The 26,777-nt window shown below is 54.6% G+C and carries 22 protein-coding genes, 1 tRNA gene and 1 other RNA gene; 22 read left to right on the forward strand and 2 right to left on the reverse strand.

Annotation, left to right across the window (positions count from 1 at the left end; translation table 11 throughout):
• The first annotated feature begins 114 nt into the window (after window positions 1–114).
• From BN2684_RS04740 to BN2684_RS04760, 5 genes are all read left to right on the forward strand, one after another.
• Window positions 115–1,062, forward strand: a complete 948-nt coding sequence (locus tag BN2684_RS04740) for an ROK family glucokinase (protein WP_058301036.1) — start codon at window positions 115–117, stop codon at window positions 1,060–1,062.
• Window positions 1,063–1,209: 147 nt separating this feature from the next.
• Window positions 1,210–2,097 (forward strand): RNase adapter RapZ, encoded by an 888-nt coding sequence (gene rapZ, locus BN2684_RS04745; RefSeq protein WP_058301037.1) that lies wholly within the window; start codon window positions 1,210–1,212, stop codon window positions 2,095–2,097.
• A 5-nt stretch (window positions 2,098–2,102) separates the two neighbouring features.
• Window positions 2,103–3,092 (forward strand): gluconeogenesis factor YvcK family protein, encoded by a 990-nt coding sequence (locus BN2684_RS04750; protein ID WP_058301038.1) that lies wholly within the window; start codon window positions 2,103–2,105, stop codon window positions 3,090–3,092.
• A gap of 6 nt (window positions 3,093–3,098) precedes the next feature.
• Window positions 3,099–4,034: a DNA-binding protein WhiA gene (gene whiA, locus BN2684_RS04755; RefSeq protein ID WP_058301039.1), complete on the forward strand. Its 936-nt coding sequence runs from the start codon at window positions 3,099–3,101 to the stop codon at window positions 4,032–4,034.
• Window positions 4,035–4,263: 229 nt separating this feature from the next.
• The gene (locus tag BN2684_RS04760; protein WP_058301569.1) at window positions 4,264–4,533 is read left to right on the forward strand and encodes an HPr family phosphocarrier protein; all 270 of its coding nucleotides are present in this window, start codon (window positions 4,264–4,266) and stop codon (window positions 4,531–4,533) included.
• 183 nt (window positions 4,534–4,716) lie between these two features.
• Here the strand turns inward: BN2684_RS04760 and clpP are convergent, their stop codons facing one another.
• Window positions 4,717–5,313 carry an ATP-dependent Clp endopeptidase proteolytic subunit ClpP gene (gene clpP, locus BN2684_RS04765; RefSeq protein WP_058301040.1) on the reverse strand — a complete coding sequence of 199 codons (597 nt, stop codon included), beginning with the start codon at window positions 5,311–5,313 and terminating at the stop codon, window positions 4,717–4,719.
• Between the two features lie 166 nt (window positions 5,314–5,479).
• Window positions 5,480–5,554, reverse strand: a tRNA-Arg gene (locus BN2684_RS04770).
• 317 nt (window positions 5,555–5,871) lie between these two features.
• On the opposite strand from BN2684_RS04770, the gene BN2684_RS04775 reads away from it, so the two are divergent.
• From BN2684_RS04775 to BN2684_RS04850, 17 genes are all read left to right on the forward strand, one after another.
• Window positions 5,872–6,894, forward strand: a complete 1,023-nt coding sequence (locus tag BN2684_RS04775; RefSeq protein ID WP_058301041.1) for a sugar-binding transcriptional regulator — start codon at window positions 5,872–5,874, stop codon at window positions 6,892–6,894.
• A 137-nt stretch (window positions 6,895–7,031) separates the two neighbouring features.
• Window positions 7,032–8,039, forward strand: a complete 1,008-nt coding sequence (gene gap, locus BN2684_RS04780; protein WP_058301042.1) for a type I glyceraldehyde-3-phosphate dehydrogenase — start codon at window positions 7,032–7,034, stop codon at window positions 8,037–8,039.
• 106 nt (window positions 8,040–8,145) lie between these two features.
• Entirely contained in the window at window positions 8,146–9,324 is a 1,179-nt protein-coding gene (locus BN2684_RS04785) for a phosphoglycerate kinase (protein ID WP_058301043.1), read from the forward strand.
• Window positions 9,325–9,602: 278 nt separating this feature from the next.
• Window positions 9,603–10,355 (forward strand): triose-phosphate isomerase, encoded by a 753-nt coding sequence (gene tpiA / locus BN2684_RS04790; RefSeq protein WP_058301044.1) that lies wholly within the window; start codon window positions 9,603–9,605, stop codon window positions 10,353–10,355.
• Window positions 10,356–10,357: 2 nt separating this feature from the next.
• Entirely contained in the window at window positions 10,358–11,902 is a 1,545-nt protein-coding gene (gpmI, locus tag BN2684_RS04795) for a 2,3-bisphosphoglycerate-independent phosphoglycerate mutase (protein WP_058301045.1), read from the forward strand.
• Window positions 11,903–12,080: 178 nt separating this feature from the next.
• Window positions 12,081–13,370, forward strand: a complete 1,290-nt coding sequence (gene eno, locus BN2684_RS04800; protein WP_058301046.1) for a phosphopyruvate hydratase — start codon at window positions 12,081–12,083, stop codon at window positions 13,368–13,370.
• Between the two features lie 197 nt (window positions 13,371–13,567).
• Window positions 13,568–14,296, forward strand: coding sequence for a M50 family metallopeptidase (locus BN2684_RS04805; protein WP_058301047.1), 729 nt, complete (start codon window positions 13,568–13,570; stop codon window positions 14,294–14,296).
• Window positions 14,297–14,680: 384 nt separating this feature from the next.
• On the forward strand, window positions 14,681–15,181 hold the full coding sequence (locus BN2684_RS04810) for an Rrf2 family transcriptional regulator (RefSeq protein ID WP_058301048.1): 501 nt from the start codon (window positions 14,681–14,683) through the stop codon (window positions 15,179–15,181).
• Window positions 15,181–18,060 (forward strand): YhgE/Pip domain-containing protein, encoded by a 2,880-nt coding sequence (locus BN2684_RS04815; protein WP_058301049.1) that lies wholly within the window; start codon window positions 15,181–15,183, stop codon window positions 18,058–18,060. Before BN2684_RS04810 ends, BN2684_RS04815 begins: the two co-directional genes overlap by 1 nt.
• A 264-nt stretch (window positions 18,061–18,324) precedes the next feature.
• The gene (locus tag BN2684_RS04820) at window positions 18,325–18,696 is read left to right on the forward strand and encodes a GntR family transcriptional regulator (RefSeq protein WP_058301050.1); all 372 of its coding nucleotides are present in this window, start codon (window positions 18,325–18,327) and stop codon (window positions 18,694–18,696) included.
• The gene (locus tag BN2684_RS04825; protein ID WP_058301051.1) at window positions 18,693–19,607 is read left to right on the forward strand and encodes an ABC transporter ATP-binding protein; all 915 of its coding nucleotides are present in this window, start codon (window positions 18,693–18,695) and stop codon (window positions 19,605–19,607) included. Before BN2684_RS04820 ends, BN2684_RS04825 begins: the two co-directional genes overlap by 4 nt.
• Window positions 19,604–20,296, forward strand: coding sequence for a hypothetical protein (locus BN2684_RS04830; RefSeq protein WP_058301052.1), 693 nt, complete (start codon window positions 19,604–19,606; stop codon window positions 20,294–20,296). Before BN2684_RS04825 ends, BN2684_RS04830 begins: the two co-directional genes overlap by 4 nt.
• 101 nt (window positions 20,297–20,397) lie before the next feature.
• Entirely contained in the window at window positions 20,398–20,631 is a 234-nt protein-coding gene (gene secG, locus BN2684_RS04835) for a preprotein translocase subunit SecG (protein WP_058301053.1), read from the forward strand.
• A 568-nt stretch (window positions 20,632–21,199) separates the two neighbouring features.
• The gene (gene rnr, locus BN2684_RS04840) at window positions 21,200–24,172 is read left to right on the forward strand and encodes a ribonuclease R (protein WP_082651765.1); all 2,973 of its coding nucleotides are present in this window, start codon (window positions 21,200–21,202) and stop codon (window positions 24,170–24,172) included.
• Window positions 24,173–24,411: 239 nt separating this feature from the next.
• Window positions 24,412–24,897: an SsrA-binding protein SmpB gene (gene smpB / locus BN2684_RS04845; protein ID WP_058301054.1), complete on the forward strand. Its 486-nt coding sequence runs from the start codon at window positions 24,412–24,414 to the stop codon at window positions 24,895–24,897.
• 248 nt (window positions 24,898–25,145) lie between these two features.
• Window positions 25,146–25,509: a transfer-messenger RNA gene (gene ssrA / locus BN2684_RS23815) on the forward strand.
• Window positions 25,510–25,747: 238 nt separating this feature from the next.
• Window positions 25,748–26,665, forward strand: coding sequence for a DUF5655 domain-containing protein (locus tag BN2684_RS04850; RefSeq protein ID WP_058301055.1), 918 nt, complete (start codon window positions 25,748–25,750; stop codon window positions 26,663–26,665).
• The last annotated feature ends 112 nt before the right edge of the window (window positions 26,666–26,777 follow it).

Here is a 26,777-nt window from a genome sequence, read left to right on the forward strand (position 1 = left end):
AGCCGGATCAGCTTGGATCGCTCGCATGTCTGCAGGCTGCATATGCGAAGACGATCGAGTCTTGAGCGAGAATCGGGCAATGGCAAGCAAATCATGTGTAGAGGTGACATTCAAATGTCAGGAAAAGTGTATGTCGGTGTCGATCTGGGCGGAACCAGCATCAAGGTCGGACTCTGCGACGAGAACGGCAAATTGCTGCAAACCTATGAAGGGCCGACCGGCTCTGAGCACGGCCCCGATGAAGTGCTGGAGCGCATTGCGCAGTATGTCCGTCTCTTGGTCGACGAGTCCCCCTACAACTGGGAGGATGTAGCCGGAATCGGCGCCGGACTGGCAGGTTTCTTGGACATTCCGGAAGGCATCGTCCGCTTCTCTCCGAACCTGAAATGGCATGACGTGCCGGTAAAGGCTACGTTGGAGCAGAAACTAGGCAAGCCGGTCGCTATCGATAATGACGCCAATGTGGCGGCTCTCGGGGAAGCCTGGAGCGGAGCCGGAGCGGGAATTGCCAACGTCGTCTGCTATACCCTCGGAACCGGCGTGGGCGGAGGCATCATCATCGGCGGCAAGATCTATCAGGGCTCGGACGGCATGGCCGGGGAGCTTGGACATATGTCGGTGGTACCCGATCTCGAAGCCATTCAATGCGGCTGCGGCCAAATGGGCTGCCTAGAGACGGTCTCCTCGGCAACGGGAATCATCCGGATGGCGAAGGATGCAGTTCAACGCGGCGACAAAACCTCGCTTGCGATGATTCAGAATATAACGGCCAAGGACGTATTCGATGCGGCCAAGGCAGGCGACGAAGTCGCCCTGCGCATTGTGAACCGCGCGGCTTATTACTTGGGACGCTCCATGGCGGCACTTGCGGTTGTGCTGAACCCGAAGCGGTTTATCGTCGGGGGCGGAGTATCCAAAGCAGGTGAAATCCTCTTCCAGCCGATTCGGGAAATCTTCAAGAAATATACCCCCGCTCAGGTTCAGGAAAACGTCGACATCGTTCCGGCCACGCTCGGCAATGACGCGGGTATCGTCGGTGCCGCCGGTCTCAACCTCCGATAAGGAAATGCTGTAAAGCACGGGCCGCTCAACCGGATCATACCGGCGAGCGGCCTTGGGCGGATCAGGCGAAAAAGGTATCCCGCTGACGGCGGAATAGCTGCTACACGGGTCAGAACCGCGGGAGATACTTTACGGGGAGGGATCGATATGGAGGAACGGATTGCGCTTGCTAAGCTCGTCATCATCACCGGCATGTCGGGCGCCGGAAAAACCATTGCAGTACAAAGCCTGGAGGATCTCGGATTCTTCTGTGTAGATAACCTGCCTCCAGTGCTCATTCCGAAATTTGCCGAGCTGATTGAACAATCGAACGGCAAGATCGGCAAGGTGGCTCTTGTCATCGACCTGCGCGGCCGCGAGTTTTTCCGGGCTCTGACGGAATCGCTGCACTCGCTTCAGGAGAATCATACGATCAGCTACGAAATCCTGTTCTTGGATGCGACGGATTCCGTTCTGGTTCAACGTTACAAGGAAAGTCGCCGACGGCATCCGCTCGCTCCGGGAGGAGCACCGCTTGAAGGCATCCAGCAGGAGCGTAAGCTGCTCGAGGAGCTGAGAGGGCTAGCCAGCCAGTCGATCGATACGAGCAGCCTGAAGCCGGGGCAGCTCAAGGAGATCATCACGTCAAGGTTCAATCATCTGGGGAACGAAGGGCTTGTGCTCAACGTGATCTCCTTCGGCTTCAAATATGGGATTCCGATCGATGCTGACCTCATCTTTGACGTACGTTTCCTGCCGAATCCGCATTATATAGAGAACCTGCGGCCGCAGACCGGGCAAGATCCGGCTGTTTATGATTATGTCATGAAATGGAGCGACACTCAGGAATTCCTGATCAAGCTTCTCGATCTGCTCAACTTCCTCATCCCCCAATACCGGAAGGAAGGCAAGAGCCAGGTCGTCATCGGGATCGGCTGCACCGGCGGCAAGCATCGCTCGGTCGCCATCGCCGAATACTTGGGTAAACGCATCGGAGCAAGCGAAACGGAGACGGTTCGCGTAAGCCACCGTGATGCGGAACGGGACCGGAGGTAGAGGAATTGACGGATGCTTTGACCGGAAAAGAAAATCTCCCCCATGTCGTCGTCATCGGCGGCGGCACAGGGTTGTCCGTCATGCTGCGCGGCTTGAAGAAAAAGCCGCTCGATATCACCGCCATCGTCACTGTAGCGGACGATGGCGGCAGCTCGGGAGTGCTTCGCGATGAGCTGCAGATTCCCCCTCCCGGGGACATCCGCAACGTCATGAGCTCGCTCGCGGATGCCGAGCCGCTGTTATCCCAGCTGCTGCAATACCGCTTCAAGCAGGTGGACGGCCTGATCGGCCACCCGCTAGGCAATCTCATGCTGGCGGCGCTGAGCGACATCACCGGCGACTTCGTAAGCGCGGTGCGCGAGCTGAGCCGTGTGCTCGCCGTCCGCGGGCGGGTGCTGCCCGCTGCGGATATTCCCATCGTGCTCAAAGCCGAAATGGAGGATGGGACCTTCGTAACTGGAGAGTCCAAAATCCCTCAAGCCGGCCGCCGGATCAAGCGCATCTCCATCGAGCCTAAGGATGTGGCCCCGCTGCCGGAAACCGTCGAGGCCATTCGTCGGGCGGATACCATCATCCTCGGGCCTGGCAGCTTGTATACCAGCATCATCCCCAACCTGCTCGTCCCCGATATTGCGAATGCGGTCATCGAGTCGAAAGCCTTGAAGATCTTTATCTGCAACGTCATGACCCAGCCGGGCGAAACGGATTCCTATTCGGTGAGCGATCACATTAACGCCGTCTATGATCACATCGGCCAGCCGATCTTTGATTATGTGATCGTGAATAACGGAACGATCCCTCCGGAGGTCGAAAAAATGTACTCCGAGGAGGGAGCGGCGCCAGTCGTGCTGGACCTGGAAGACGCAGAACGGCAAGGCTATCAGGTCATTGCCGATGAACTCGTTTATTTTCATACGTACCTTCGGCATGATGCCGACAAATTAAGCCATCATATCTATCAACTGGTGGAAAGCTGGATGGTCCGAAAGAGGTGATTTCCCGTGTCCTTTGCGGCGCAGACCAAAAAAGAACTGACCCTGCTGGAAAGTGGGGCCTGCTGCGAAAAATCGGAGCTTTCTGCGCTCATTCGCATGAACGGAGCGGTGCAAATCACCGGTCAACGAATCGTCCTTGACATATCGACGGAGAATGCAGCGATTGCCAGGCGGATTTATCTCCTGCTGAAGAAATTGTACCAGGTGCATACGGAGCTGCTCGTTCGCAAGAAAATGCGGCTCAAAAAGAACAACGTCTACATTGTTCGCGTGCCGCTCAGGGTACAGGAGATTTTGTCGGACCTCAAGATCGTATCCTCCGAAGGCTTTCTCTTCACGCCAGGTATCGACAAGGACCTGATCAAGAACAATTGCTGCAAGCGGGCATACCTGCGCGGCGCCTTCCTGGCGGGAGGATCGGTGAACAATCCAGAAGGTTCTTCTTACCATCTGGAGATCGCGTCCATGTATGAGGAACACTGCCACTCGCTGGTTCAGCTGGCCAATCGATTTGAGTTGAACGCCCGCTGCATCGAGCGCAAGAAAGGTTTCATCTTCTACCTCAAGGAAGGGGAGAAGATCATCGATTTCCTCAGCCTGATCGGAGCTCATCAAGCTCTTCTGCGGTTTGAGGATGTGCGGATCATGAAGGACATGCGCAATTCGGTGAACCGGATCGTGAACTGCGAGACCGCCAACCTCAACAAGACGATTGGGGCGGCCGTCCGGCAGATCGACAACATCCGGCTGATCGAGAAGGAGATGGGGCTCGACAACCTTCCGGAAAAGCTGCGGGAGGTGGCCGAGGTCCGGCTGAAGCATCCGGATATCAACCTGAAGGAAGTGGGCGATCTGCTCAAGGGGAGCGTGAGTAAATCCGGAGTCAACCATCGTCTGCGCAAGCTGGATGAGATCGCGGATAAGCTGAGGAGCTCCCGCTAGTATGCAATCGACTTTTATCATGGGAATAGGAGTCGCGTCAGTTGGTTTGGGAAAGGGTACGGAAAACGATGGGGTTTGAGTGAACAACGCGCTTAAGGAGAGTTCCATGCAAGTTCCATGATTTTTCTAGTGCTGCTTTGGAAAAAATGTTATAATGGACAAAAACTCATTCCTATTCGTTCCCTTTTGTTTCTATAGAAGAAAATTCATGCAATGGGGGTATTGGTTCATGTCTAAGAGTCCCGCTGTGGTTCGTTTGAAAACGGGTCTGCACGCCAGACCGGCTGCTCTCTTCGTCCAAGAGGCCAACAAATTCTCTTCGGAGATCTTCGTGGAGAAGGACGAGAAGAAAGTGAATGCCAAGAGCATCATGGGTATCATGAGCCTTGCAATCAGCACAGGTACAGAAATTTCCATAAGCGCCGAAGGTGCGGATTCCGATCAGGCTGTAAACGCTTTAGTCGCGCTTGTCAGCAAGGAAGAGCTGGAGAACCAGTAACCGGCCGCTTTGCCGCCGAAGAAGCTTCCGTGTCGGGAAGCTTTTTTGATTCGGCAGGGACGAGCCTTTTTTCCTATTACCTCGCTCCTCTAAGGGAGCGCTTCCCCATTCATGTACAAAAAAAGGCTGTCTTCCCCGGTAAACGGAGAAGACAGCCTTTTCTGCAGTGCGCAGCGAATTTCTTTACAGCAGGCTCTTGGCCGGTGATTCGATGACCTTGTCGATGATGCCGTAGGCGAGCGCCTCGTCGGCGGTCATGAAGTAGTCACGGTCCGTGTCCTTATCGATGCGTTCCAGCGGTTGGCCGGTACGGTCGGCCAAGATGCCGTTCAGCTTCTCGCGCAGCTTGATGATGCGCTTCGCGCGAATCTCGATGTCGCTTGCCTGGCCTTCGGCTCCGCCGAGTGGCTGGTGGATCATGACTTCGCTGTTCGGCAGGGCGTAACGCTTGCCTTTGGCTCCCGCCGTCAGAAGAAAGGCGCCCATGGAAGCCGCCATGCCCACGCAGATGGTGGAGACATCGGGCTTGATGAACTGCATGGTGTCATAGATGGCCATGCCAGCGGTAATGGACCCGCCCGGGCTGTTGATGTAAATGCTGATATCCTTCTCCGAATCCTGAGCGCTCAGGAACAGGAGCTGAGCGATGATGGCGTTGGCCACCGCGTCGTTGATCTGGCTTCCCAGGAAGATGATGCGGTCCTTTAAGAGCCGGGAGTAAATGTCATACGCCCGTTCCCCGCGGGAGTCGGGTTCGACAACCATTGGAATAAAACTCATGCGGATTTCCTCCTTTTGCACTCGGCCATAATTTGCTTTCTTGCACAGCCTTCGGTGAAACTATACCCATCTTACTCAAAAAAAGAACAAAAGTCAAAAAAGGTCAGACATTTCTTTTGGATAACAAAAAAACGCCCTTCTAAAGGACGTTCGATGATAAAGTAGATGGCGCGCCCGCGAGGGATCGAACCTCGATCTCAGGCTCCGGAGGCCTACGTCATATCCATTGGACCACGGGCGCATAAATGGCTGCTTTTCGAAGCCAGCAAGTAATATTATAGGCGAGCTAATGAGAAAAAGCAAGGAGAACTTTCTGCTCAGAGCGGATTGTTTCAAAAACGGCAAAATCGCGAGAGAAAGAGAGCGAAATGGAGCCTCTGTGGGATGTAATCGGTCCCGCCGGGACATTTCACAAAAACTTAACCAAACTTCGAAACGGACAAACTTGCACCCCGTTCCATAATCCGCTAAAATGGTATCTGGGACAAAGAAATATTCGTATCGTGGGACAAAAAATGCTTATGCGGGACGTTGGGTGTCCAAGGCGGGAGTGATAACATGAGAGCGGTCCTGGAGATGCAGAAACAGCTCGTCCCCGATGTGCTGGACATCGTCAAGAAGCGCTACACCATCCTCCATTACGTCTTGATCTACCGATTGGTTGGACGCCGGACGCTAGCGGCTGCGCTAAACATGACCGAACGGGTCCTGCGTGCGGAAGTGGATTTTCTTAAGGAGCAAGGCTTGCTGGAGGTGGAATCCTTCGGCATGCGCGTCACTCCATCCGGCAAGCGGCTGCTTGACGAGATGGAGCCGATGATCAAGGAGCTTTTCGGCTACAGCCGGATGGAAGAAGCCTTGAAGGAGAAATTCTCGCTGCGTGACGCCATCGTCGTTCCCGGTGATTCGGATGAGTCCGATTACACCAAGAAGGAGATGGGGCGCGCTGCGGCGGCGGCTCTGCGCAAAGCGGTGACCGAGGAAACCGTCATTGCGGTGACCGGCGGCTCGACCCTTGCGGAGGTTGCGGCCCAACTGACACCGAGTTCAGCCCTCAAAGGGAGCCTGTTCGTACCGGCCCGAGGAGGGATTGGTGAAAGTGTTGAATTCCAGGCGAATACGCTGGCTTCCGTCATGGCCAAGAAGACGGGCGGACAATACCGCCTGCTGCATGTGCCTGATCATTTGGGAGAAGAAGCCTACCATTCGCTGATTCAAGAGCCGAACATTCGGGAAATGATTCAAGTGATGAAGAGCGCCCGTATTCTGCTTCACGGAATCGGAGAAGCTACCGTTATGGCCAAGAGGCGGAAGGTTGAGCAAGCGACCTTGGCGGAGCTGGAAAGATCGGGAGCGCGCGGAGAAGCCTTCGGGTATTACTTCGACCGTACCGGCCAGGTTGTCTATCGGATGCCGACTCTCGGCCTCAAGATGGAGGATCTGAAGCAGGTGGATACCTTGATCGCCGTCGCTGGCGGCGGCAGCAAGGGCGGCTGTATCGCGGCTGTTCTGCGGCACGGGCTTGAGCATATTCTCGTAACCGACGAAGCGGCGGCCCGCTATATTTTACAGGAAGCTTGAGGCTTGGAAGGAATTGCGCATTGTTTGGCGAATACGTATAGGTTGGCCGGACGCGCAGCACGCAATCGGTTTTCTTGACGGCATCGCCGTCTTGAGATATAGGTACCATCATTTTTATCCACATAGGAGGAGTTACCATGACAGTAAAAGTAGGGATTAACGGGTTTGGCCGTATCGGACGTCTGGCATTCCGTCGTATTCAAAACGTAGAAGGAATCGAAGTTGTAGCCATCAACGACCTGACCGATGCAAAAATGCTGGCTCACCTGCTCAAATACGATACGACTCAAGGATCTTTCAACGGCGACGTTGAAGTTCATGACGGTTTCTTCAAAGTGAACGGCAAAGAAGTTAAGGTTCTGGCTAACCCGAAACCCGAAGAACTGCCTTGGGGAGAACTCGGTGTCGACATCGTTCTCGAGTGCACCGGCTTCTTCGTAACGAAGGAAAAAGCTGAACTTCACCTGAAGGGCGGCGCCAAGAAGGTTGTCATCTCCGCTCCGGCTACCGGCGAAATGAAGACCGTTGTTTACAACGTCAACCATGATATCCTTGACGGAAGCGAAACGGTTATCTCCGGCGCATCCTGCACCACGAACTGCCTCGCTCCGATGGCGAAAGTCCTGAACGACAAGTTCGGCATCGTAGAAGGCCTGATGACGACGATCCACGCCTACACCGGCGACCAAAATACCCTCGACGCTCCGCACCGCAAAGGCGACTTCCGCCGCGCTCGCGCTGCTGCTGAGAACATCGTTCCGAACACCACCGGTGCTGCCAAAGCCATCGGCCTCGTCATTCCGGACCTGAAGGGCAAACTCGACGGAGCCGCTCAACGCGTTCCGGTTGCTACCGGCTCTTTGACGGAACTCGTTACCGTTCTTAACGCATCGGTCACCGCTGATGAAATCAACGCAGCGATGAAAGAAGCCGCTAACGAATCCTACGGCTACACCGAAGACGAAATCGTATCCTCGGACATCAAGGGCTGCACCTATGGCTCCCTGTTCGACGCTACGCAAACCAAGGTTCTGACGGTTGGCGACAAGCAACTCGTGAAGACCGTTTCCTGGTACGACAACGAAATGTCTTACACCGCTCAACTGATCCGTACCTTGGAATACTTCGCTAAGCTGGCGAAATAAGGTTGGCGCAAGCCCCTTTAAGCAAAAGAGAGAGAGCGGAAACCGGCTATAACGTTTCCGCTCTTCTAACTGCTTTTTGACCATTATAGACCGGGGAGGAACCCTCATGAAGAAGAGTGTTCGCGACATCGATGTAGCTGGCAAACGCGTGTTTGTCCGCGTCGACTTCAACGTTCCGCTGGAAAACGGCAAGATCACCGACGATACCCGTATCGTTGAAACGCTGCCGACCGTGAAATACCTGATCGAAAAAGGCGCCAAAGTCATTCTGGCGAGCCACCTGGGTCGTCCGAAAGGCGAAGTGAACGAATCCATGCGCCTGACTCCGGCAGCTGTTCGTCTGTCCGAGCTGCTCGGCAAGCCGGTTCTGAAAGCCGACGAATCCGTAGGCGATGCTGTTAAGGCTCAAATCGCCGACATGAAAGACGGCGACGTTCTCGTGCTTGAAAACGTCCGCTTCCACAAGGGCGAAGAGAAGAACGATCCCGAGCTCGCCAAGCAATTCGCTGAGCTGGCCGATATCTTCGTAAACGACGCTTTCGGCGCCGCTCACCGCGCTCACTCCTCCACGGAAGGTATCGCGCACTACCTGCCGGCCGTATCGGGTCTGCTCATGGAGAAGGAGCTTGACGTTCTTGGCAAAGCTTTGAGCAATCCGGAACGTCCCTTCACCGCTATCATCGGCGGAGCCAAGGTCAAGGACAAGATCGACGTCATCGACAACCTGATCAAGCTGGCTGACAACATCATCATCGGCGGCGGCCTGCTGTTCACTTTCCTGAAGGCAAAGGGCTATGAAGTCGGTAACTCCATCGTTGACGAAGAGAAGATTGACGTCGCCCTCGGCTTCATCAAGAAGGCTGAAGAAAAAGGCGTTAAGCTTCTGCTGCCGGTTGACATCGTGGCTGCCGACGCATTCAGCAACGACGCCAACGTGAAGACCGTTGCGGCCAACGAAATTCCTGCTGGCTGGATGGGACTCGACATCGGACCGGAAACGACCAAGGCCTATGCCGAAGTCATCAAGAATTCCAAACTCGTCGTCTGGAACGGACCGATGGGTGTGTTCGAAATGGATAAATTCGCAGCCGGTACCCTCGGCGTATGCCAAGCTTGCGCTGACACGGAAGGCTACACCGTTATTGGTGGCGGCGACTCCGCTGCAGCGGTTGAGAAATTCAACATGAAAGACAAGATGGACCACATCTCCACGGGCGGCGGCGCTTCCCTGGAATTCATGGAAGGCAAGGCTCTTCCGGGTGTTGTGGCTCTGCAAGACAAATAAGTTTCCGCCTCCCGGCAGCCGCCGGGAAGGTGGTCGTTCGTAACGGACGGGACGACATGGGCGGATGAGGCTCGGGAACAGGGTGGAGAAGCGCTAGCGTTCGCCTTTGGATTTTGGAAGCCGACATCGAAGAGATTGAATCGAGGGCTTCCAAAACCAACAGCGATCGGAGCCCTGTTCCACGAAGTCGAAGGAGCCCGGGCTCGTACCCGATCCGTTGTTTACAGACAGCAGCACAAGAGCGGTCCAAACGGGCCGCCGCAAAGGAGGGAATCACGGTGAGAAAACCGATCATTGCCGGCAACTGGAAAATGTTTAAAACGGTCAAAGAAGCGCTCGCCTTCGCGGAAGAAGCGAAAGGCAAAGCGGAAGTGGAAGGCGTGGAGAGCGTCGTATGCGCGCCCTACACCAACCTGCCCGCTCTGGTGGAAGCTTTCAAGGGAACGGCGATCAAGGTTGGCGCACAAAACCTGCACTGGGCCGATAACGGCGCCTACACCGGCGAAATCAGCGGCGAAATGCTGAAGGAGCTGGGCGTAGACTACGTCATCATCGGACACTCCGAGCGCCGGGAATACTTCGCCGAAACCGACGAGACCGTAAACAAGAAGATGAAGGCAGCTTTCAAATACGACCTGACCCCGATCGTCTGCGTCGGCGAGAAGCTGGAAGAGCGGGAAGCGGGCCGCACTAAGGACGTCTGCAAGGTGCAAACCGAAGCGGCGTTCGCAGGCCTCGACAAAGAGCTTGCCGCCAAAACGGTCATCGCCTACGAACCGATCTGGGCGATCGGAACCGGCAAGTCCTCGACCTCCGAGGATGCGAACGAAGTCATCTCGTACATCCGCGAGTTGATTGCAGGCTTGTACGGTACCGAGACGGCGGAAGCCATCCGCATCCAATACGGCGGCAGCGTGAAACCCGCCAACGTGAAGGAATACATGGGCATGTCCGACATCGACGGCGCTCTCGTAGGCGGTGCCAGCCTGGAGCCGGCTTCCTATATTCAGCTTGTTGAGGGGGCACGTTAATCATGACGAGACCCAAACCAGCAGCGCTGATTATCCTCGACGGCTTCGGTCTGCGGACCGAAGCGCAGGGCAACGCGGTCGCGGCAGCCAAGAAGCCGGTTTTTGATCGGCTGTGGACTGAATACCCGCATACGCAGCTCGGAGCAAGCGGCGAGTCCGTCGGTCTTCCCGACGGTCAAATGGGCAACTCCGAAGTAGGACACCTGAACATCGGCTCCGGCCGGATCATCTATCAGGACCTGACTCGGGTAACGAAGTCCATTCGCGACGGCGAATTCTTCGAGAACGAATACTTGGCTGGCGCAGTTCGCCGCGCCAAAGCGAACGGCAAGAAGCTGCATCTGTTCGGCCTTCTCTCCGACGGCGGCGTACACAGCCACATCGACCACGTGTTTGCCCTCCTCGAGCTGGCAAAACGCGAAGGGTTAAACGAAGTGTACGTTCATGCCTTCATGGACGGCCGCGACGTAGCCCCGAGCTCCGGCCGGGACTTCATCGAAGAGCTGGAAGCCAAGATCAAGGAGATCGGCGTCGGCAAAATCGCGACGGTCATCGGACGCTACTACGCGATGGACCGCGACAAACGCTGGGAACGTGTAGAGAAAGCGTACCGTGCGATTGTTTACGGAGAAGGGCTGCAGTATAACAGCGCCGATGAGGCAGTTGAGAAGTCGTACGAAAACTCCGTATTCGACGAGTTCATCCTTCCTTCGGTCATCACCGATGCTGAAGGGCACACGAACGGAACGGTTGATAATGGCGACTCCATCATCTTCTTCAACTTCCGTCCGGACCGCGCAATTCAGCTGTCTCAAGCCTTTACCGTGGATGACTTCGCCGGCTTTGACCGCGGACCGAAGCACCCGCACGATCTGGCGTTCGTCTGCATGACGACGTACAGCGAGACGGTGAATGGCGACGTTGCCTTCCCACCGAAAGTGATTGAAGACACGCTTGGCTCCGTTCTTTCCAAGAATGGACTGAAGCAGCTCCGTACGGCGGAAACCGAAAAGTATCCGCACGTGACATTCTTCTTCAATGGCGGTAAGGAAGTGCAGTATGAAGGCGAAACCCGCGTCCTCATCAACTCGCCGAAGGTCGCTACCTATGACCTGCAGCCGGAGATGAGCGCGTACGAGCTGACGGAATCCACGCTGAAGGAGATCGCGGAAGACAAGCACGACGTGATCATCCTTAACTTTGCGAACCCCGACATGGTCGGTCACTCCGGTCTCATGGAGCCGACGATCAAGGCGGTCGAAACCGTTGACGAATGCCTCGGCAAGCTTGTCGAAGCGATCACCGCCAAGGGCGGCGTGGTCTTGATCACCGCCGACCACGGCAACGCCGATATCGTGCGCGATACGGAAGACAAACCGTTCACCGCTCACACGACGCAGCCGGTTCCGTTCATCTTGACGGACAAGAACGTCGAGCTTCGTGAAGGCGGCATTCTGGCTGACCTGGCTCCGACCCTTCTGCAATTGATCGGTGTCGAACAGCCTGCTGCCATGACCGGACATACGCTGATCAGCGGACGCAAGTAAGCTGGAATGAACCTATTCCGTGGGAGGGCGATGGAACGGAATCCGCTTAGCGGCCCGTTCTCCTCGGCCTTCCATTGAAAGAATGCGTGTCCTGCCCCCGCAGGGCAAGCAGCGGGCGATCTGTCCCGCAAATAAATCAGCTTTTCCCAAACTAAACCTATAAGGAGTGTTCTTCGAAATGACGATTATTTCTGACGTATACGCTCGCGAAGTCCTCGACTCCCGCGGTAACCCTACCGTCGAAGTTGAAGTTTACCTGGAATCCGGCGCTAAAGGCCGCGCCATCGTACCGTCCGGCGCTTCCACCGGCGCACACGAAGCGGTTGAGCTTCGCGACGAAGACAAATCCCGCTACCTCGGCAAAGGCGTTCTGAAAGCTGTTGAGAACGTCAACGAGCACATCGCTCCGGAAATCATCGGCCTCGACGCTCTTGACCAAGTTGCGATCGACACCCGCATGATCGAGCTCGACGGAACCGAAAACAAAGCCAAATTCGGCGCTAACGCGATTCTTGCCGTATCCATGGCTGTAGCTCGCGCGGCTGCTGACGCTTTGGACGTTCCGCTGTACACCTACCTGGGCGGATTCAACGCCAAGACCCTGCCGGTTCCGATGATGAACATCGTGAACGGCGGCGCACACGCCGACAACAACGTCGACGTACAAGAATTCATGGTTCTGCCGGTTGGCGCACCTTCCTTCAAGGAAGCTCTCCGTTGGGGCGCTGAAATCTTCCACAGCCTGAAATCCGTCCTGAAAGCCAAAGGACTGAACACGGCTGTCGGCGACGAAGGCGGCTTCGCACCGAACCTGGCTTCCAACGAAGAAGCGATTGTCACGATCATCGAAGCAATCGAAAAAGCCGGCTACAAACCGGGCGAAGACGTATTCCTCGGCATGGACGTTGCTTCCACCGAGTTCTTCAAAAACGGCAAGTACGAACTGGAAGGCGAAGGAAAATCCTTCACCCCGGCTGAATTCGTTGACCTGCTCGCTTCCTGGGTAGACAAATACCCGATCATCACCATCGAAGACGGCTGCTCCGAAGACGACTGGGAAGGCTGGAAGCTCCTCACCGAGAAGCTTGGCGGCAAAGCTCAACTCGTCGGCGATGACCTGTTTGTAACGAACACCAAGCGTCTGTCCAAGGGCATCGACGAAAACATCGCCAACTCCATCCTGGTTAAGGTTAACCAAATCGGTACGCTGACCGAAACCTTCGACGCTATCGAAATGGCAAAACGCGCTGGCTACACCGCCATCGTCTCCCACCGTTCCGGTGAATCCGAAGACAGCACCATCGCCGACATCGTAGTCGCTACGAATGCTGGCCAAATCAAGACCGGTGCTCCTTCCCGTACGGACCGCGTAGCGAAGTACAACCAACTGCTCCGCATCGAAGACCAACTTCCGGTTTCAAACTATGCCGGTAAGGAAGCCTTCTACAACCTGAAGAAATTCAAATAAGCCTTACGGATATACAGCCCCGGCAGCGGGCGAGCCAGACGGATCTTTCCGGTTCGATGGACCGCCCCTGTCGGGGCTTTTTTGCGTTCACTAGGTCTCTTCCGCTTGATTTTGGAGAGCTTTACCCGATAAGATGAAAACAAATCGTGTAAGTTTCGTAAGAGATAGGGGTAAGCGATAACTAAGGGGGGATGGCTGTGGGAAAATGGATGCGCGCGGTGCTTGTGCTGATCGGATGCGCCTTTCTAACCCGGTTCTTGCCGACTTCGTTCTTCCGCAACGTCGATACGATGGTGCATGAATTCGGCCACGCACTTATGGTCTTAGTGATGTCAGGCAAGGTGATGACGATCAGCTTGTACGCGGACCACAGCGGGGTTACGCAGTCGTACCTTTCCTCGCGGTCCTCTTTCATTCCGGTGTCGCTGGCGGGGTATATGACGGCGTCACTGTTCGCCTGGCTCCTCTTCGCCTTGTACGCTCGGAGGCGTTATTCGTTTGGACTCTGGATCGTAACGGGCATTGCCGCCGTCTCGCTTGCCCTCTTCGTCCGCAACAGCTTCGGGATGTCCTGGCTCGCAGGGCTGCTCGTGTTGAACCTGCTGGTGCTTTTTCTTCCGTATGAGGGGTTACGCAAATATTATTTCTTGTTTGTAGCCTTCCTGTCGCTGGAGGAGTCGGTGATGGGCCCGCTCACGCTCGTTCTCCTGGCTTTCCGAAACGGTTCAGGTGCGGGAGATGCCGGCATTCTCGCCCGTATTACACCGCTGCCTGGCTTCGTCTGGTCGCTTTTGTTTTTCCTCTTTGCCCTCTGGTGCGCGAAGCAGGCCATCGATTCCTTTAGCGGGAGGGACCGTCACAACCGGAAGTCGAGCCGCTCGACTGGCGCCCCTGCTTATGATCCAGTCCCTTCCACAAAGAGATGATGGAAGCATTTCGCTAGACCAATATGACTCCCTTGAGTGTCGAGTGGGGGAGTGAGGAACACCTCGGTCCTCTTACCTACCGTTCATACAGTATCCGCTTGCATAGGCATTAAAAGGGAACAACGATCCAAGTAACAAGAACGCAGACGTTCAGCTCTTTCGCTTCCAGTAGGAAGTCGGGAGGGCTTTGTTTGTGTTGTGAGACATTGAGGTACGACTTGTTGTGGTGAGGGTGACTTGTTGTCGTCTAAAGTAGGTGTAGCATTTAGCTTTTTGGGATTGGCTAAGCAAAATAGAACTTGAAATTCGATCAAAACGGTTATATTATGGATATTACAAATCCATTATGGATAATAAACATCTAAAATATGAGGAGGGGATCACTTGAAACTAACCGCCAGTCTTGAGCAGGCCGCAGCTGTCGTCATTTTGTTGGCCACGCAGGATTTGAAATCTCCACTGGCTTCCGATGAAATCAGCAGAATTCTCGAGGTTTCTCCCTCGTACTTGAAGAAGCTGATCCGAAAGCTGGTCGTCAGCGGCATTGTAAACTCCGTGCCTGGAACGAAGGGTGGAATTACGTTAGCGAAATCGCCGGAACAATTAACGGTATTGGACATCCTGGAGGCAATTGAAGGACCCATCGATATCTATCAGGATAGCGGCCTTATTCAACATGCATTCAAAGATGGACGGTACGCGGAGCAGGGAATTGTAGCGATCAAATCTATGTTTGAGGGTGCCAACAGGCTCATTATCGAGTACTTTTCATCCATCACCGCTGCCGATCTGCTTAATAAGGCGACCAATCATGCCGCTCTTCCCGCAATAGACTGGAATACAATGACGCTTGCCCAATTTTTGAAAAAAGAGATGAATATCTGATGAGTGTATTTAAACTGGAGTGGAAAGCAATCGCAACAAACCGGGTGCTTCTGATCAGTCTAATTATCCTGCTGCTTGTCCCGATTATGTACAGCGGCATCTTTCTCAGTTCAGCGTGGGACCCATACAGCCGTACCGAGAATTTACCTGTCGCCGTTGTCAATTTGGACCAGTCTGCCGATTACGGAGACAAAACCCTTGAGCTTGGAGCGAAACTAGTCGAACAGCTTAAGGATAATCCTAATATGCAGTGGCATTTTGTCGATGCTGATCAGGCGCAGCAGGGACTGGAGCGCGGAGACTATTATATGGTCATTACGATCCCTTCCGACTTTTCAGCCAACGCGTCCACCGTTCTCGACGATACGCCCAAAGCGATGAATCTGACGTATCAGACGAACCCAGGACGAAATTATTTTGCCAGTGTCGTTTCGTCGCAAGCTGCCACAGCCGTCGAGGGAACGATAGCCCGGAGCATCACGCAAGAGTACGCTCAGGCTTTACTTGATCAGATGAGCGGCATCGGCGAAGGGTTCGACAAAGCGGCGAATGGCTCCAAGCAGCTTCAAGAAGGGATTGCCAGCGCTCATGAAGGCAGCCAAAAGCTGAAAGATGGATTGGTGAAGTTGGCTGACAGCACCCTAACCTTCAGCAATGGCGTCAAGCAGTTGGTTGCAGCAGTAGGTACCGTTCAAGCAGGAACTGCAGCCCTCAACGATGGAGCCAACCAGCTGAACGCAGGTGTCATATCTTATACAACCGGTGTAAGTACCTTGTACGAAGGAAGCCAGAAGTTTACTCAGGGGGCTGATCAGCTTATTGCCGCTTCTCCCGCTCTCCTAAGCGGTGCCAAGCAATTGGCGGACGGAGCGCAGCAATTGGCCCCTGGGCTCACGGCTCTTGCAAATGGAGCCAATTCAACCCTCCCTGGCAGCAAAGAGCTGACGCAAGGATTATTGGCGGTAAATGAAGCCACAGCCAAGCTGGCAGATGAGAACGCGGGCGTAGCTTCGCTTGCCAAAGGGCAAAAACAGCTTCAATCTGCTATGAACCAGCTTCAGACCGGAGCAGCAGCGCTTCAGTCTGGACTGAAGCAACTGAACGGAAATCTGCCGTCCGAAGAGCAAGCCCGACAATTGACACAAGGTCTGACGGACATTCAAAAGGGTATTAACAAATTGTCAGCATCCGTCTCGTCAAATGCCAATTTGTCTTCATCGGTTGCCTCCATTCAGACGAATTTGCAAGTGATGCAGACAGCTTTGACGGCTCTGTCAGGGCAAGCCCAGACAAGTAGTCAAGCGGTAATTAAAGTCGTACAGGACTCAAGCGGCTATCAGTCACTAAGCTCTGCTCAACAGCAGGAGCTTCTGCGGGCGCTTGGGGTGGAATTAAACCGTCAAAGCGAGGCGCAAGCGGCACAGCTTAAGAATGCTTCTGCTTCGCTCAAGCAGTTGTCAGACACCTTAAGCACCCAGATCGTGCCGTTGGTTCAAGGTCTCGGTACGCTTCCCGCCAGCATCGAAACGCTCAACACGGCCGTCAATCAAGTGAATCCGAAAGCAGCAGCTGCGATTTCCGCTTATCCGACCATTTCGGCAACATTGGATGAGAAGCTTATTCCCGGCGCAGCAGCCTTAAATCAAGGATTGGCGGATGCCTCAACCGGCAGCTCGCAGCTGGCAATCGGATTGGATAGCTTGAATTCCCAAATGCCGATTTTGGCCGATAGCACTGGCAAGCTGGCTAGCGGCAGCCAAGCCCTTAGCGAAGGAATTGACTCCCTCTCACAAGGAAGCAAGCAGCTGTCCGATGCCGCGACTCGGTTCGCGACCGGTTCAAGCAGCTTCTCCGTCGGGGTCTCCCAGTATTCTCAATCCGTAGAGCAGCTCAATGCCGGGGCGAAGCAAATCGGAGCGGGCTTGGAGCAGCTGGATGCGAAATCCAGCGCCCTCCTCCAAGGGTCCGAATCGTTGAAGGATGGCCTTGCTGTTATGTTCTCCAATCTGCCGGCTCTGGCCGATGGGGCGGCTAAACTCTTCGATGGGACTGAACAATTCCAAAGCGGCTCGAATGCTTTGGTTCAAGGCTCTCAGGATTTAACGGAGGGCATCAATAAACTGAACAGCGGCAGTTCGGAGCTTGCATCCGAGCTTGGAGAAGGGGCCGGGCGGCTTCAGCAGGTCAACACGAATAAGGCCAATGCGGAAATGATCGCCAATCCTTTGAATCCTGTTCATACGGAGTACAGCAAAGTGCCCAACTACGGTCATGCCCTTGCTCCCTACGTATTAATTCTTGGCTTGTTTGTGGGAGCGATCGCGTTTAATCTCGTATTTCCGCTCACAAGCCCTGCAGGAAGTCGAGCATCCGGGCTTTCCTGGTGGTTCAGCAAATTCAGCGTCGGCGTTCTGCAAGCTACGTTCTCGGCCCTTGTCATGAACGTCATCATGCTGTATGGCATGGGGCTTCAAGTGGATCATTTGGCATCGTTCGTCTTGTTGTCAGTTCTAGCGTCCATAACCTTTATGTTCCTGGTTATGCTGCTCAATGTGGCTTTCGGCAACTTCGGACGACTTCTGTCGATGCTGCTGCTGGTCGTTCAGCTTGGCGCAAGCGGCGGTATGATGCCGATGGAGCTGAGCAACTCGCTCTTCAACGCCTTGCACCGCTGGCTTCCAATGACGTATGCGGTTGAAGGAACCCGTGAAGCCATGTCTTCCAGCATGGCCGCCTCTCAGTATTCGAACAGTGTCCTCATGCTGATCGTGTTCATGGTGCTGTTCAATCTGCTTCTTCTCGGGGTTATGCATCTGAAAGCTGGCAAAGAATCTGCATCAGCCATTCCAACAACAGGATCTCATCCGGTAGAAATGTAAAGGATGGGAAAAGTCGAAACAGGGTACCCCAAAAATCGACACCTCCCACCACCCGCGGTTGTGATCTGCTCAAGACAAATGAAAAATCGCTTCTCCTGCAAAACCTGCGGACAGGGTTAGGGTCCGCAGGTTTTTTCTCGTTCGGTGAAGCTGGTATGCGGCGGTCTGTATTTCTTTGGCTGTGGTTGAAAAGCATCTTGACAGAAGATGGATTATCTTATATGGTTAGTTACATAAGTAATTAACAAGTATGGTGGTGAAGTGATGAAAGAGCTGATAGACGACAGCAAGCCCATCTTCGTGCAAATCGCCGAACGAATCGAGAACGACATCATATCCGGGATCTTGCCGGAGGAGAGTCAAGCTCCTTCAACCAATCAGTTTGCGGCGCACTATCAGATCAACCCGGCGACGGCGGCCAAAGGGGTCAACTTGCTGGTGGAGGAAGGCATCCTGTACAAAAAGCGGGGGATTGGGATGTTCGTAGCGGAGGGAGCGCGGGAGCGGCTGCTTCAGAAGCGCAAAGGGGAATTTTTCGAGCAGTATGTGGAAGCGATGCTTCGAGAGGCGGAGAAGCTGGCCATCAGCCGGGAGGAAGTCATCGAGATGATTGCCAAGGGAGGGAAGGGACAATGAGTCAAGCCATTGTTGAGACGAAAGGATTAACGAAGAGGTACGGACAGACGGCAGCTTTGGATGGAATCGATCTTCGCATCGGAGAAAATCAAATTTGCGGACTGCTCGGACGCAACGGCGCCGGGAAAACAACGCTCATGCACATCATCACCTCGCAGCTGTTCGCAACCTCCGGTGAGCTTCACGTGTTCGGGGAAAAGCCCTACGAGAATGAAAAGGTTCTGCGCCAAATGTGCTTCATCAAAGAAAGCCAGGCGTACGCCAAAACCTTCAAGGTGGCGGATGTGGTCAGCCTCTCGAACGGGATCTTCCCGAACTGGGATTCCGCTTATGCGGAGCGGCTGCTGAACGAGTTCGAACTGCCGCGGAGCTGTTCGGTCGGTAAGCTGTCCCGCGGGATGCTGTCCTCGCTCGGTATCGTAGTCGGGCTTGCCAGTCGGGCGCCGCTCACGATTTTTGACGAGCCGTATCTCGGCCTCGATGCCGCCAGCCGCACGCTCTTCTATGATCTGCTGCTGGAGGATTACTCGAATCATCCGCGCACGATCATTCTCTCGACCCACCTGATCGATGAAGTGAGCCGCCTCTTGGAGCATGTAGTCATCATCGATCACGGACGTATCCTGCTCGACCAGGATGCTGATGAGTTCCGCGGGATGGCGTACACCGTGACCGGCAATGCAGACCGCATCCGTTCCTTCGCGGAGGGGAAGAAGGTTCTGCATGAGGAAGGCTTCGGCTCGCTCCTGTCGGTTGTCCTCTGGGGACGCGCAGGCGCGCAGGAGAAGCGGGATGCCGCTGAGCTGGGACTGGAGCTTGGGCCAGTCTCGTTCCAACAGCTGTTTGTTCACATGACTTCGGGGAACGCCGCACGGCCCTCCCTCGTCCAGGAAGGAGCGATCCATCGATGACCAGCAAATCCTTGCGCACGATGCTGAAGATGCACTGGATCAATGTACGCGCCAGTATCTATGTGTTTTGGGCCATCATGCTTACCATCACCGTCCTCGCTTTCACGATCATGACGATCGCCGCTGATCCGGACACCCAAATCAACATGGGATCGATCATCTCTGTTTCAGTCTACCTGCTTGTCGTCAGTCTAATTAGCGTAAATGAAACCTTCCGTTATGCCCTCGGGATGAATGTCCGGAGGAAAGACTATTACAGCTCCACCCTGCTCATGATTGTGGGAACTGTGCTTAGCTTTGGGGTTCTCTCGACGCTGCTCTCTGAGATCGAAAAGCCGATTGCTAAGGCGCTGAATGTGAACGTGTCCCTGTTTGGCGTTTTGGGAGAAAGTTCCCTATCTACTCTAGACGTGTTCCTCTTATATATGGGCGTCGGGCTGTGCATTAGCGCCATCGGTTTTTTCATCTCGATCATTTCGTATCGGTTCGGGAAGAAAGGCGTGCTCCTGCTGGGAGGGATAGCCCTTCTCGTGTTCATTGGGATGTCGGTTACGTCGAGCGGGCCGGTCGTCCGCTTCTTCAACAGCATCGGATCGATCGCAGAAGCGATGGCTTGGTTGATGATCCCGACAGCCGTACTCCTGGCCGTCTCTTATCCGCTCATGATGAGGATGGCCTTGAAGGAGTAGACTTCCGCTCCTTGCTTGCCGGATGGGACACCGTATGGTACAATTATCTTTGCTATGTATCAGGACGGTCAAGGTGCGTCCGGCTTCAAGGAGGTGGAAGTGTGGATTTATTCCTGAAAGTACTGCTTGTGATCGTGTGCGTTGGCCTGATCGCTGTTGTTCTCTTGCAGAAAGGGAAGAGCGCTGGTCTTTCGGGCGCCATCTCCGGGGGTGCGGAACATCTCTTCGGGAAACAGAAGGCCCGTGGAATGGACCTGTTGCTGTCCCGTGTGACGGTGGTGCTGGCAGCTCTGTTTATCGTGGTATCGATGGCGCTAGCCTTTGTATCGAGATAACTGAACCGAACCGGTTGAAAGAGGCGGAAGCTTTGGCTCCGCCTCTTTTTGAATAGATGCGGCTGCGAAGTCCAGGGAAGCGATGGGCAAACAGGCAAACGCCTGCCCCTTCCCGGCGCTCCCGCTTCCGCCCGAACGTCTCTCCCCGTGCGAGTGTATGCTTTGTCCGGGGTTTTCTTTTGCCTGACGATGCTGGTAAATTATTCTGCGACGCTGTTCCCTAGAGTGCGTTACCCCATCGCTGAGCTGAAGCGACCAAAGCTTCAGGTAAGGAATACCTGTGAACGGGCCTTGACGAGTCCTTGAAGCCCCCTATACAGGCGGAGCCATTCGAAATTCGGTTTCGTCATACGCGATAGGCGCAGGACATACGGGTTCTCGGGGCAGGGGGATGCGCATTGGGAAATGGGTAAATACTGAGGAAAGCTGTATCCGTCGATGGGAGTCTCAAGGCGGCACAACCGATTCGGCGGAACTCCGGTGTGACGGTCCCAAGAAGACGGCTTCCTGTACGAAGACATCTGGCGGATTGAACAATCATTTATTTTACTTAAAAGCAGGTGAAATCATGGCAACAGAGCAAGAAGTGCTCGATTATATGGCTAGGGACGATTACCGGCCTCTGACTTATCAGGAGCTGGAAAAGGAATTCGCTCCAGCGGATGCTCAGGAATTTAAGGATTTTCTGAAGCTGCTTAACACCCTGGAGGAGACCGGACGGATCTACCGCAACCGCGGCAACCGCTACGGGCTGCCGGAGAGAATGAACCTGGTCCGCGGAAGGATTCAGGCTCACCAGAAGGGCTTCGGCTTTCTGATCCCGGAAGACCGGGAACGGCCGGACATTTACATTCCCGCGACGGATATGGGCGGATCGATGAACGGCGACACCGTCCTCGTGCGAATCTCCTCGAAGGGAGCAGCGGGCGGCAAGGTGGAGGGCGAAGTCGTCATCATTGTCAAAAGAGCGACCCAACAGGTGGTCGGCACGTTCCAGAACTTTGAAAGCTACGGCTTCCTGGTACCGGATGACAAGCGGCTCATACGCGATATCTTCATCCCGCCGCATGCCTCGATGGGCGCAGTAACGGGGCAAAAGGTTGTCGCCCGCATCGTAAACTACCCGGAAGGCCGCTCGTCGGCGGAGGGCGAAATCATCGAGATTCTCGGACATAAGGATGATCCGGGCATCGACATCCTCTCGATCATTCGCCAATTCCAGCTTCCGGAGGCGTTCCCTGAGGAAGTGACCGCCGAGGCCGACCGTGTCCCGGATACGATCCGTGAAGAGGATCTGAAGGGGCGGCGCGATCTGCGCGAAGAGACGATCGTCACGATCGACGGAGAAGACGCCAAGGACCTGGACGATGCGGTCGCGGTCCGCAAGCTCGACAACGGCAATTACCACCTGGGCGTGCATATCGCCGATGTCAGTTACTACGTGCGCGAAGGATCGGAGCTCGACAAGGAAGCGTACAACCGGGGGACGAGCGTCTACCTGGTGGACCGCGTCATTCCAATGCTGCCGCATCGTCTCTCCAACGGCATCTGCAGCCTGAATCCGAAGGTGGACCGGCTGACGATGTCCTGCGAGATGGAGATCAACGCGAGCGGCGATGTGGTGAAGCATGATGTTTTTACGAGCGTGATTCGCACGACGGAGCGGATGACCTACACCAATGTCCGCAAAATCCTGCAGAACGAGGACCCGGAGGTCACCGAACGGTACAGCGGGCTGGTTGACGACTTCAAGCTGATGGAAGAGCTGGCGATGAAGCTGCGGAACAAGCGGATGACCCGCGGCGCTGTCGATTTCAACTTTACCGAGGCTAAAATTCTCGTCGATGAGAACGGCAAGCCGACGGACATCGTCAAGCGCGAGCGCTCGATTGCCGAGCAGATCATCGAGGAGTTCATGCTGAAGGCGAACGAGACGGTGGCTGAGCATTTTCACTGGCTGAAGGTGCCGTTCCTGTATCGGGTTCACGAAGAGCCGGATGCGGAGAAGCTGCTGCGTTTTGCTGAGTTTGTGACGAGCTTTGGCTATGCGCTGAAGGGCGGAAAAGGCGGGAAGCTGCATCCGCGCCAGTTGCAGGATATCCTCGACGAGATTTCCGGGACGAAGGAAGAAGCGGTCATCAGCACGGTGCTGCTGCGCTCGATGAAGCAGGCGCGTTATGACTCCCAGAGCCTCGGCCATTTTGGATTGGCGGCTGAGTTCTATTCGCACTTTACGTCGCCGATTCGCCGCTATCCTGACTTGATCATTCATCGCGTGATCCGCGAGGTGCTGGAGAGCGGAGGAACGCTCAGCGATAAGCGCCATGAATATTTAACGGCGCGAATGGATGACTATGCGAAGCAATCGTCCGAACGTGAGCGCCTTGCCGTGGACGCCGAGCGCGAGACGGATGCGCTTAAGAAGGCCGAGTTCATGCTGGACAAGGTGGGCGAGGAATTCGAGGGCATCATCAGCAGCGTGACTAACTTCGGCTTGTTCATTGAGCTGCCCAATACGGTAGAGGGCTTGATTCGTCTGGCTGATCTGACGGACGATTACTACAACTACCACGAGGCCCAGCACATGCTGGTGGGCGAGCGGACGGGCCGGATCTTCCGCCTCGGCGACGAGGCGAAGGTGCGGGTGACCCGCGTCAACCTGGACGAGCGCAATATCGACTTTGAGCTCGTCGATATGAAAGCTCGCCGCCCAGGAGAAGGCGGCGGGTTCGGAGCTGCCCGCGGCGGCAAGCGGGGCCGCGGAGAGAAAGGCGGCCGCGGCGAGCAGCGGAACGGCAACGGACGGCAGGGCACGCCGTTCGACGCTCCGGGACGCGGAGGCAAAGGCGGCAAGCGCCGCAAGGGCGAAGCGGCTCCGCAAGGCGAGCGCGCGCGGGTAAGCGGCGGCGCCGGCGGTGCTGCGGCGGGGGCGCGGAACAGCCGCGGCGGCGGCAATGGCGCAGGCGCGGAAACGGCTGCCGGCCATGGCGAGGGCAAGGGCCATGGGATCGGCATTGGCCGCAAGCGGGGCAACGGCGGAGCAACCGCCGGTACCGGTCCGGCACCGGGCGCAGGCCGCGGCGGCAAGCAAGCGAAGTCCGGCGACCGCCGGAGCAGCGCGAGCAAACGCCGCGAAGAAGAGCGGAAGCGCCAGGAGGAGAGCGACATCTACCTGGGCGGCGGCGGACGGCGCGAGAAGCCGGGCATCGCCTTCTATGGCGGTGCAGCCGCAACTTGGGCGAAGCCGGTAGTTTCCAAGCCAGCCAAGCGCAGCAAAAACAAAACTGAGCTTGAGCGTGCTGTTGATCCATCCGGTGATCGGCAAGCTCCTGCACAGGTCGCTCGTGCTGCCAAGCACGCAGCCCACGAACCTGCAGCTCCAGTTGGAGATACGGCAGAGCCGACGGCACCCACGAAGAAGCGCCGGAAGCCGAAGACGAAGCCTCTCGTTCATGCGACTCCGATCGAGAAAGCCGTGGAGGACAAGAAGAAGCCGAGAAGACGCTCCACTAAGAAAGCGGAGCCCGAGAAAAGCGAATAAGTCAGCTAGTACCATGGATTTCATATGACCTCTGCCGCACGGGCTGCTTCTAAAAGCAGCCCGTGCTTTCAGATGGGCGCAGCTATTATTCATCAGAACCAATGAGGTAATCGAGTGGAAGGTTTCGCTTTAGGGAAGCTCTCCCCTTGATTTGTCTTGTTCCAGTTGATACAATGAGGTCCTGAACACAGGCAGAGCAAGGTTTTTCTCTCGCCGCGTGTCTGAAGGAGTGAACATCCATGGCGAAGAAAAGCGATGTCGAGCACAAGTCGCTCGCCCAAAACAAAAAAGCTTCCCATGATTATTTCATCGAGGAAACCTTCGAATGCGGCATGGTGCTGACCGGAACCGAGATCAAGTCGTTGCGTGGAGGCAAGGCGAATCTGAGCGATAGCTTCGCCACGATCCGGAACGGCGAGGTATTCGTGCACAACCTGCACATCAGCCCGTTCGAGCAAGGCAACCGCAGTAACCCGACGGATCCCACTCGGGCCCGCAAGCTCCTGCTCCACCGCGCTCAGATCAGCAAGCTGATCGGGTTTGTGAAGCAAGAGGGGTACACGCTGGTTCCGCTCAAAATCTACACACGCAATGGCTACGCGAAGCTTTTGATCGGCCTCGGCCGAGGCAAGAAGAACTACGACAAGCGGCATGACGCAGCCAAGAAGGACGCCAACCGCGACATCCAACGCGCGCTGCGCGAGAAGCAAAAGGTCGCCCGGTAAGAAGAGGAGCGGCCGAGACTCAAGCCTGGGACGCTGTCCCTGAAGTAGATGGCCGGCCCGGATGGTGGAACGGACAGAACACCAGACCACGTGTCACCGCCAATGGGCCATGCACCAGAACCTTCATGTCGTGCGTACAGTTACCAAACCTTTTTGCAACGAATTGTGCTATACTGAATGTGTATCAGAAAGCAGTATTCTTTCCGGCTCGCACCGATCCAGACGATCGAAGCATGCGGCCTCATCACGGGGGCGTTTTTGGATTCGACGGGGATAGTTCGGGCATGGATAGCGGGTAGTGGGGCTGTGTCCACTCTAAAACGCGGAAGCCTATTAAACGGCAAACAACAACAAACCTACGCTTTCGCAGCCTAATAACCTGTGAGCGTGCTTCTACCTTCCATCGCCCATGTGGCAGGATAGGGGCTAACCTATAGTGGGATACGCTGTCTCATCTCCGCCTGGGGTGAACTGAAGAAGACAATCAGGCTGACCTTATGAGGACCCTGTTGCAGGGGGCCGCCTAAGGTGACATCAAAACTGCAACTACACCCGTAGAAGTCTATGTTGCGTTGTCTTCGGACAGGGGTTCAACTCCCCTCGCCTCCATATGTAAAACCAGTGAGTGTGCACTTAAAAAGGCATGCTCACTGTTTTTTTGTAGGCATATAGCTATGCATGGCGTTTGAAAAGTCCTGTTGGGATTTACTTTGCAGACATTCCGTCATGCAACCTTTATTGGTTCTGATGCTTTTTTGCATACTTTGGAATTGTATATTGCAGGAAATTAATGAGAAGTGTTGAAAGGTTTAGATAACATTTTAGTTTGTTTTTAGAGGAGCGATGAAACTTGGGGGATATCAAGTTATTTAATATAAATGACGATGAAGTTTCAGAACTTGAAGGAAAATCAGTAGCAGTTGAAAAGTCACTTCAGACTTTGATGGAGAGGCACTTAGAAGCAATTCTCGGGATACGCTTTTTGGCAACTGAATATTCGACTGGAAAGACACATGGCGGACGGATTGATACACTGGGAATAGATGAAAACAATGCTCCTGTGATCATCGAATATAAAAGATCTACTAACGAGAATGTTATCAATCAGGGATTATATTACCTTGATTGGCTACTCGATCATAAAGCTGAATTTACTCTTCTGGTCATGAGAAAGTACGGAAATGATGTCGCTGAACTAATCGATTGGTCAATTCCGCGTCTTTTGTGTATAGCCGGTGGTTTCACAAAATATGACGGACACGCAGTACAGCAAATCAATCGTAATATAGAATTGTACAGTTACAAACAGTTTGGTGATGAACTCCTAATGCTGGACCTTGTCAATGCAACAACAGCCCAAACTATTGAATGGGATACTGTGAAGCAATTACCGATATCGAATAAATCCTCTGAAAAAACGGTAACTGAATACTTTAAGCAATCAGATGATGTACTTAAAAATCGTTATGAGGCCATTAGGGCATTCCTGTTGGCTTTGGGAGATGATGTTCAAGAAAAAACTTTAAAGCATTATATTGCTTTTAGAAGGATTAAGAACTTTGCATGTATAGAATTTCATCCTCAAATGGGCAGAATTACCGTTTATGCGAAGGTGAATCCAGATTCCATCGAAATAGAGCCAGGCTTCACAAGAGATGTGAGAAAAATTGGACATTATGGAACTGGCGAGCTTGAGATTACTATTAACAACGATGAGCAGATAGAGAAGGCCAAGACCTATTTGCTTAAAAGTTATGAATCTAGTTGAACCAGTGCCCCAAAGAACTTGAGCATCACGCCATGCCTCCATACCTGAAAAACCCGCTCTGTGAGCGGGTTTTACCTTTTTATCATTAAATCATTGACCGATTATAGACATC

This window comes from Gorillibacterium timonense, assembly GCF_001457415.1.
GTDB classification, from domain to species: domain Bacteria; phylum Bacillota; class Bacilli; order Paenibacillales; family NBRC-103111; genus Gorillibacterium; species Gorillibacterium timonense.